Below are 6,697 nucleotides of genomic sequence, written 5' to 3' on the forward strand. Positions count from 1 at the left end.
AAACGCTTTTATCTCGAACAAAATTTAACCACGAAAGGCCAACACGCCCTGGGGATTTACAGAACCAGTATCAACATAAGGAGTTGAGCGATGAGTTCTAAAAAGGAAGTTTATTTCGTTCCACATCAAAGTCACTGGCCATTAGTGGGTGCTGTAGCACTGTTTTTGGTCGCGGTTGGCGCTGGCTTGACGGTGCAAAACATGGGTACCGACGCCGCAGGTGGTGTGTTTGGCAAAGCGGTGTTGTTAGTCGGGTTTGCAGTGCTGCTTTACATGCTCGCAGGCTGGTTTAGTAATGTGATCACGGAATCATTAAGTGGAGTTTATTCTGAGCAGATTTCTCGTTCTTTTAGACAAGGAATGAGTTGGTTTATTTTCTCTGAAATCATGTTCTTCGGCGCTTTCTTCGGCGCGCTTTTCTATGCTCGTATGATTTCTGTGCCTTGGATTGGTGGTGCGGGCAATAATGAAATGACCCATGAAGTATTGTGGCCGATGTTCCAATCAATATGGCCACTAACGACTACCCCTGATGGCGTAACGACACAAGCCATGCCTTGGCAAGGTATCCCGCTTAAGAACACTATTATTCTGCTGCTTTCCTCTGTGACGCTGCACATGGCACATATCAGTCTTGAGCAAAATAAGCGTATGGCTTTGATCGTGTGGTTGGAGATAACCATTGTTCTGGCTGGCTTCTTCCTGTTCTTCCAAGTTGAAGAGTATCTTCACGCTTATCAAGATATGGGGCTGACACTTCAGTCAGGCATCTACGGTAATACCTTCTTTTTGCTGACTGGGTTTCATGGCTTACATGTCTGTTTAGGGACGATCTTTTTGATTGTGTTGCTGGCAAGGGTTGCAAAAGACCACTTCACTCCGAAAGACCACTTTGCGTTCCAAGCGGGCAGTTGGTATTGGCACTTTGTTGATGTGGTTTGGTTAGGCCTGTTTGTGTTTGTTTATGTGCTTTAACGATTGAGCCTATAGGGGATTAATAGGGGCGAGGGTTGGGAGTTATCACTCCTGATCCCAGAGCAAGTAATAAAAGTAGCACGACAACGGCTGACCACATGACACGACGTCCCAAGAAGTGACTGAGCCTTTTTCCATTGTGTTTGCCCGAGGCGATTTGGATTAGACCTTTCATCAAATTGAAAGTGATAAAAAACAGCAAAGCGACCAATACGACTTTAAATAACAGAATAAAGGTAGATGACGCCATAGTGATAACTCCAAACCGATTGATTGATGATGAACACAAGTTCCGCGGTAAAGGTTTTTGGATTGCGGTTGTTTTAACTGTGGTTTCAGTCGGCGCTTTAATCAAGTTGGGTTTGTGGCAACTCGATCGTGGTAACGAGAAATTACGTTATGAACAGCAATTAGCTGAGCGAGCACAGCTCTCGTCACAACCTTTAGGTGTTGTTATTTCTGAGTTGCGAGAGCTGGATTTATCTGATCAAGAGTCATTAAATCCTCAAACCCTAAACGGGTTAAAGGCTGATGTTGAATTAGTCAATACGAGTGGCTTGATACTCTTGTTAGACAACCAGATAAACCAAGGAACGGTAGGGTATGTGATTTACATGTTGGGTAAGGTTCGCTTTGAAGATGAAAACCAGTTGTTGATCGATCTTGGGTTTGTTCCGGCAAGTAATGACAGAAGAGAACTACCGCAATTAGGAAGTATCACTGTACCAACCAAAATGTCAGGGCACTTGTATACACGCTCGGTGAATCCTTTAAGTCATGAGTTGGGTTTAGAAAATACGACACCGAATAGAATCCAAAACCTAAACATAGCAGCGCTATCACAGTATACAGGACAAGAAGTGCTGCCCTTTGTCTTCCAACCTCAGAGTTTAGATTCATGGCCCTATGAAATGTTATGGCGTCCAACGGCGATGAAATCTGAGAAGCATTTTGGTTACTCATTTCAATGGTTTGTTATGGCTGCGGTACTTTTGTTTTTGATGTTGTTGATTGGCTATCGGTACCTAAAAGCAACACCTATCACGAGGAATAAGGATGGATAAATCTCAAGCACAAGTGAACAGGGAAATTACCGAGGCAAACATGGCTGAGCTCAGAAGCCGTCGTACTAAAGGGCGCTTGGTATTAATTGGACTTGTTTTAATTTTCGCTTTGCCAGCCATTATCGCCAAAGCTGTGCTGGACCAGAATTGGTACACATCAGGTGTCACTAACTCGGGCGGATTGGTCGAACCAAGAACTACACTAGCGGATTTCGGCGTAACGGTACCCATGGCTGGAGAGGGTTGGGTTGTGGGGTATATCGCGCCGATGGAGTGCGAAAGCTTGTGTGAACAACAACTCCATTATTTGAATCAAAGTTATTTAGCGTTAGGGAAAAACAAAGAGCGAGTGACGGCCGTTGTTTTTGTATCTGAGGGTAACTCGTTATCGGGTTCGCTTGATAAGCCGGATTTGTCTTTGTTAGCTGGTGGAGATCAGTTAAGTACCGAGTTTGCGCCGGCTTCCATTGTCATTATTGACCCGCTAGGACAGCTGGTTATGGAGTACAAAAGCGTTTCGGAACCGTCGCAGTTAGTCGGGCAATCCAAAGGTATGATTCATGATTTAAGAAAGCTACTTAAGCTGTCACGAGTTGGGTAGTTGATGGCGCAAATGCTTGAGCTTAAGCAGCGAAAGGGAATAAGTATAGGGAGATAAGTGATGCAGAATAAAGCCCCTGATTTACTGATGCTTGTGATGAGATTAACTATCTTGTTAACCCTTACCGTGATTGTTCTCGGAGCTTATACACGCCTGTCTGATGCTGGCCTTGGCTGTCCTGACTGGCCGGGTTGTTACGGTAAGATCACCGTTCCGTCTGATGCCCAAGCGGTGAATCAAGCCAATCTGCAATTTCCCGAGCGAGCTCTCGAAGCAGACAAAGCGTGGATAGAGATGATACATCGCTACTTTGCAGGAACATTAGGGCTGCTTATCTTTGTTGTAGTCGCTTGGTGTATTAAAAAGAATATTACTTCGATTGGGCTTCCTTTGCTTATTTCAGCCACTGTGATCTTTCAGGCTTTGCTTGGAATGTGGACGGTGACTCTCAAGTTGATGCCCGTTGTGGTTATGGCGCATTTGATGGGGGGCTTCACGTTGCTGTCACTGTTGTGTCTGCTCTATTGTCGTTTGTCTCAATTCCAAAGCCGTTTTGGCGAGGCTTCTTATTCTCCAACACTTAAATTTTGGGCGCTGTTTGGGTTACTTATTGTGGTTGGGCAGATACTGCTTGGTGGTTGGACATCGTCAAACTATGCCGCTTTGGTGTGTACCCAATTGCCTATTTGTGAAGGTAACTGGATGAGCTACCTCGATTTCAAAAATGCGTTCGATTTTGCTCAACACGGCCATGATAACTATGAGTTTGGTGTGTTGGAATATCCCGCGCGATTAACTATACATGTCATGCACCGGTTCGGGGCTATCGCTGCCACACTTACGGTGTTGATGATTGTTTATCAGCTTTGGAAGCTTGAAAAAGGACCGCAAAGAAAGCTGGCTGTCACTTTGGCGATAGTGTTGTTTGCACAGGTCAGTTTAGGGATCAGCAATGTATGGTTTCACCTACCGATCTCGGTAGCCGTTTTGCATAATTTGGTGGCCGCTCTGTTACTTGTCACCATGGTTGTTACAAACTTTGTGGTTTGGCAACGTCAACCGAGTGAGTACTTGATGAAGAACGATGTATTACAAGGAGGTAATCATGGTCACTAGAACATCAACACAACATGGAGTGGTGGTTCAAGGCGCAGCTTTAAGTCAAGATCTCGCTGCCAGTCAAGAGATAGCAACCAACGGAGAAAGTACTCCAAAAAATGAGGTGGCCTCGAAAAACAAAGCTACTTGGAAGGTCTATTTAACGCTGACCAAACCCAAGGTAGTGGCTTTGATGCTGCTGACGGCCTTAGTGGGTATGTGTTTAGCAGTGCCTAACGGATTACCTTTACAGCAAACTCTTTTTGGAATGATCGGAATAGGGTTGATGGCAGGCTCAGCGGCTGCGTTTAATCATTTGATCGATAAAAAGATCGATGGGCAAATGACTCGCACAAACCGACGCCCTTTGCCGTCAGGAGAACTCAGCAGCGTACGGGTGTTCAGCTTTGCTGCAGGCATTGGTTTACTTGGCTTTGTCACATTAGTGGCGTGGGTTAATCAACTGACCGCTTGGTTAACCTTTGCGAGCTTATTAGGCTATGCGGTGATTTATACCATGTACTTGAAGCGAGCAACGCCGCAAAACATCGTAATAGCAGGGATTGCAGGCGCGATGCCGCCGTTATTGGGTTGGACGGCGGTCACCAATGAACTGCACTCAAACGCTTGGTTGTTGGTGATGATCATCTTTATTTGGACACCTCCGCACTTTTGGGCGTTGGCGATTCATCGTCGTGACGAATACGCTAAGGTGAACATCCCGATGTTGCCTGTGACGCATGGGATCGCCTACACCAAAACATCAATTCTGCTCTATACCTTGTTGCTTAGCATCGTATGTATATTGCCGGTGTTGGTTGGCATGAGTAGCTGGATATATCTGAGTGCTTCTTTGGTGTTAAACGGCGGGTTTGTTTATCACGCTTGGATACTTAAATATCGTGATGAGCCTAATATGGCGATGAAGACTTTTAAATTCTCCATTTATCATCTCATGATCTTGTTTGTCGCTTTGCTGGCTGACCACTATCTACTTTGATAACTGATGTTTCCATTTTAATAACTGGTGTTTCTACTTTTACTGAATAAGAAAACGGATGCTCTGGGCATCCGTTTTTTGTTTTGCTGATTACTAGCACGTACCTACTAGAAAGTAAGTGACTGGCTAGTAATCAGTCAACTTTGTTCCAAGCATCTTGCCAGTGTGAACCAACACCTGGTTCGTATTGAGTTGCTGTTGGAGTCCATTGAACGCAGTAACCAGAGTATGGGAACTCTTTACACTGATAAACGCCACCATCGCTGCTCAGTACCTTAGTACCTGCTGTGTAAGACTCGATGCTCTCAGGAAAAACGAAGTCGTAATCGCCTGCGGGTGGCGGTGTTTGCTCGTCCATTAGGTGGAAATCAAGCGTGTTCTGATCCACTAAGTTACCTTGCTCATCTTTAGTCACAACCACAAGCATGTGGTGGCCAGCCTCCGATTTAGACAGAGTGAGTTGAACATCTTCAACTTGTCCGTCTGCCAGTTCTGATTTTTGAGAAGCAAGTGCTTCGCGGTGATGGTTGTACACCGTCAGTTCTGCTTGAACATCGCCGGTTGCTTCTAAAGTTAGATCAAGCTGTGTTGGCTGATTTTCGTCAATAATGTACTCAGATTCTAGACCTGTCACTACTAGCTCATGCTCCGGCTCTGGAGTATCAATCTTGTAACCGATCTCGACGCTATTAAAGCCAGAACCTGCTTTTAGATAAACAGGGTTCGTACCATAAATGGGTGCGAAATCGCCTTGGTCGTTCAGCTGACCTGCTTTGATTTGCGCTTGTTCTTTGTTGATCTTAGAGGCAAGCGCGTAAGACCAGTTATTTGCTTTGCCTTGCTCGTCGCTCTCAATGACGAGCTCAGTGCTGTATGAAGCGTTCTCACCCGATTGATCGAAGACACGAGTGTAAACAGCATCACCAACGTTTAGATCTTGAGTAGGGTTGATTTGACCGCCTTGATCCCAATCAGGAATGATAGGGCCGTCGCCATCAAACTTCACATCGATAACGTTGTAGAAAGCCGCTGCAGTGTCACCCACATCCCATACCGCAAGGATCACTTGATAACCTTCGCGTTCTGGCACATTACACAAGTGACTGACTTGCATCGGTGGTTGTTCCATATTGCCTTCAACAACACAGAATGGCGTTAAGTCGAAAGAACTGCGTGCCAAAGGTTGGTTTGGGTTCCAGTCGGGTTGAGTAATGTAATATTTCCAATCGCGAGTCTTGTGATTAGCTGTGAATGTCCACTCGAAGTATTGAGAACCAGACTTGATAGGGCGTTTAACCCAGCGGTCTGCCTTTTGTTCGTCTAGTGCTGCTGCTAAAGAAGATTGCGCACTGGCAATTTTTCCATCAGCAGGGCCGACTTCCGGGAAGCCTTCAGGGCCTTCTACACTTTGTGGTTCGTATTGGATACCACCACAGTTGGTGTTTTTCTCTTGCGTATCACTCGCAGGGAACTTACATAGGGCAACACGGCTCTCAGCTACGCCATTGTTGTATGCCGAGACATAACCGTGACCGAAGCTTGCACCGCTTACGCTAAGAAGCGATAGCGCGATGAGTGATTTTTTGGGGAGTTGTTTCATTATTTGTCCTTACTGTATTTGGCCGACAAAAAAGAGAACACTCCGGCATGCATTTACACTTAAATCCTATTAAGTGGCGGCCCCGCTATCATAGACAGAATATTTGTCGACAGACCGGTGGCTTTGCGTCCTATTCTTTCAAATAGTTTGCCAGAAGTGCGTTTGAGCAACCGAAATGTAGCCAACCAGTTTTATAAATGCGAATCAATAGATTGAAATGTGGAATGCTAATCTCGAACTTTTAATTCTTAATACAAATTAACTTGCTATATGTTTCGTTAGTTAACGTATAAATTATTGATATAAATAAAGAAAGTATTTGCTCTAATTGCTTTTGTGAATGCTTTTGTGAATGCTTT

At 45.0% G+C, this 6,697-nt stretch carries 7 protein-coding genes and 1 riboswitch; of the genes, 5 read left to right on the forward strand and 2 right to left on the reverse strand.

The features are described 5' to 3' along the window. Positions 1 to 90 precede the first annotated feature (90 nt). Positions 91 to 975: a cytochrome c oxidase subunit 3 gene (locus A142_RS09335; protein WP_019820256.1), complete on the forward strand. Its 885-nt coding sequence runs from the start codon at positions 91 to 93 to the stop codon at positions 973 to 975. 19 nt (positions 976 to 994) lie between these two features. Here the strand turns inward: A142_RS09335 and A142_RS09340 are convergent, their stop codons facing one another. Then, positions 995 to 1,225 carry a DUF2909 family protein gene (locus tag A142_RS09340; protein WP_029405283.1) on the reverse strand — a complete coding sequence of 77 codons (231 nt, stop codon included), beginning with the start codon at positions 1,223 to 1,225 and terminating at the stop codon, positions 995 to 997. On the opposite strand from A142_RS09340, the gene A142_RS09345 reads away from it, so the two are divergent. Genes A142_RS09345 through cyoE form a run of 4 tightly spaced genes read left to right on the forward strand, consistent with a single transcriptional unit; the run spans position 1,113 to position 4,738 of the window. Further along, the gene (locus A142_RS09345) at positions 1,113 to 2,039 is read left to right on the forward strand and encodes an SURF1 family protein (protein ID WP_019820258.1); all 927 of its coding nucleotides are present in this window, start codon (positions 1,113 to 1,115) and stop codon (positions 2,037 to 2,039) included. The two genes, A142_RS09340 and A142_RS09345, sit on opposite strands and share 113 nt — an antisense overlap. Further along, complete coding sequence (locus A142_RS09350) at positions 2,032 to 2,640, forward strand: hypothetical protein (RefSeq protein WP_019820260.1); 609 nt, start codon at positions 2,032 to 2,034, stop codon at positions 2,638 to 2,640. Before A142_RS09345 ends, A142_RS09350 begins: the two co-directional genes overlap by 8 nt. 60 nt (positions 2,641 to 2,700) lie before the next feature. After that, positions 2,701 to 3,756 (forward strand): COX15/CtaA family protein, encoded by a 1,056-nt coding sequence (locus A142_RS09355; protein WP_019820262.1) that lies wholly within the window; start codon positions 2,701 to 2,703, stop codon positions 3,754 to 3,756. Further along, on the forward strand, positions 3,746 to 4,738 hold the full coding sequence (cyoE, locus tag A142_RS09360) for a heme o synthase (RefSeq protein ID WP_019820264.1): 993 nt from the start codon (positions 3,746 to 3,748) through the stop codon (positions 4,736 to 4,738). The genes A142_RS09355 and cyoE overlap by 11 nt, the downstream gene beginning before the upstream one ends. A 133-nt stretch (positions 4,739 to 4,871) precedes the next feature. Here cyoE and gbpA read toward each other — a convergent pair whose 3' ends face one another. Next, positions 4,872 to 6,338, reverse strand: coding sequence for an N-acetylglucosamine-binding protein GbpA (gene gbpA, locus A142_RS09365; protein ID WP_019820266.1), 1,467 nt, complete (start codon positions 6,336 to 6,338; stop codon positions 4,872 to 4,874). 72 nt (positions 6,339 to 6,410) lie between these two features. Beyond that, positions 6,411 to 6,500: riboswitch (cyclic di-GMP riboswitch) on the reverse strand. Positions 6,501 to 6,697 lie beyond the last annotated feature (197 nt).

Source organism: Vibrio splendidus 12E03 (assembly GCF_000272105.2).
GTDB lineage: Bacteria > Pseudomonadota > Gammaproteobacteria > Enterobacterales > Vibrionaceae > Vibrio > Vibrio splendidus_I.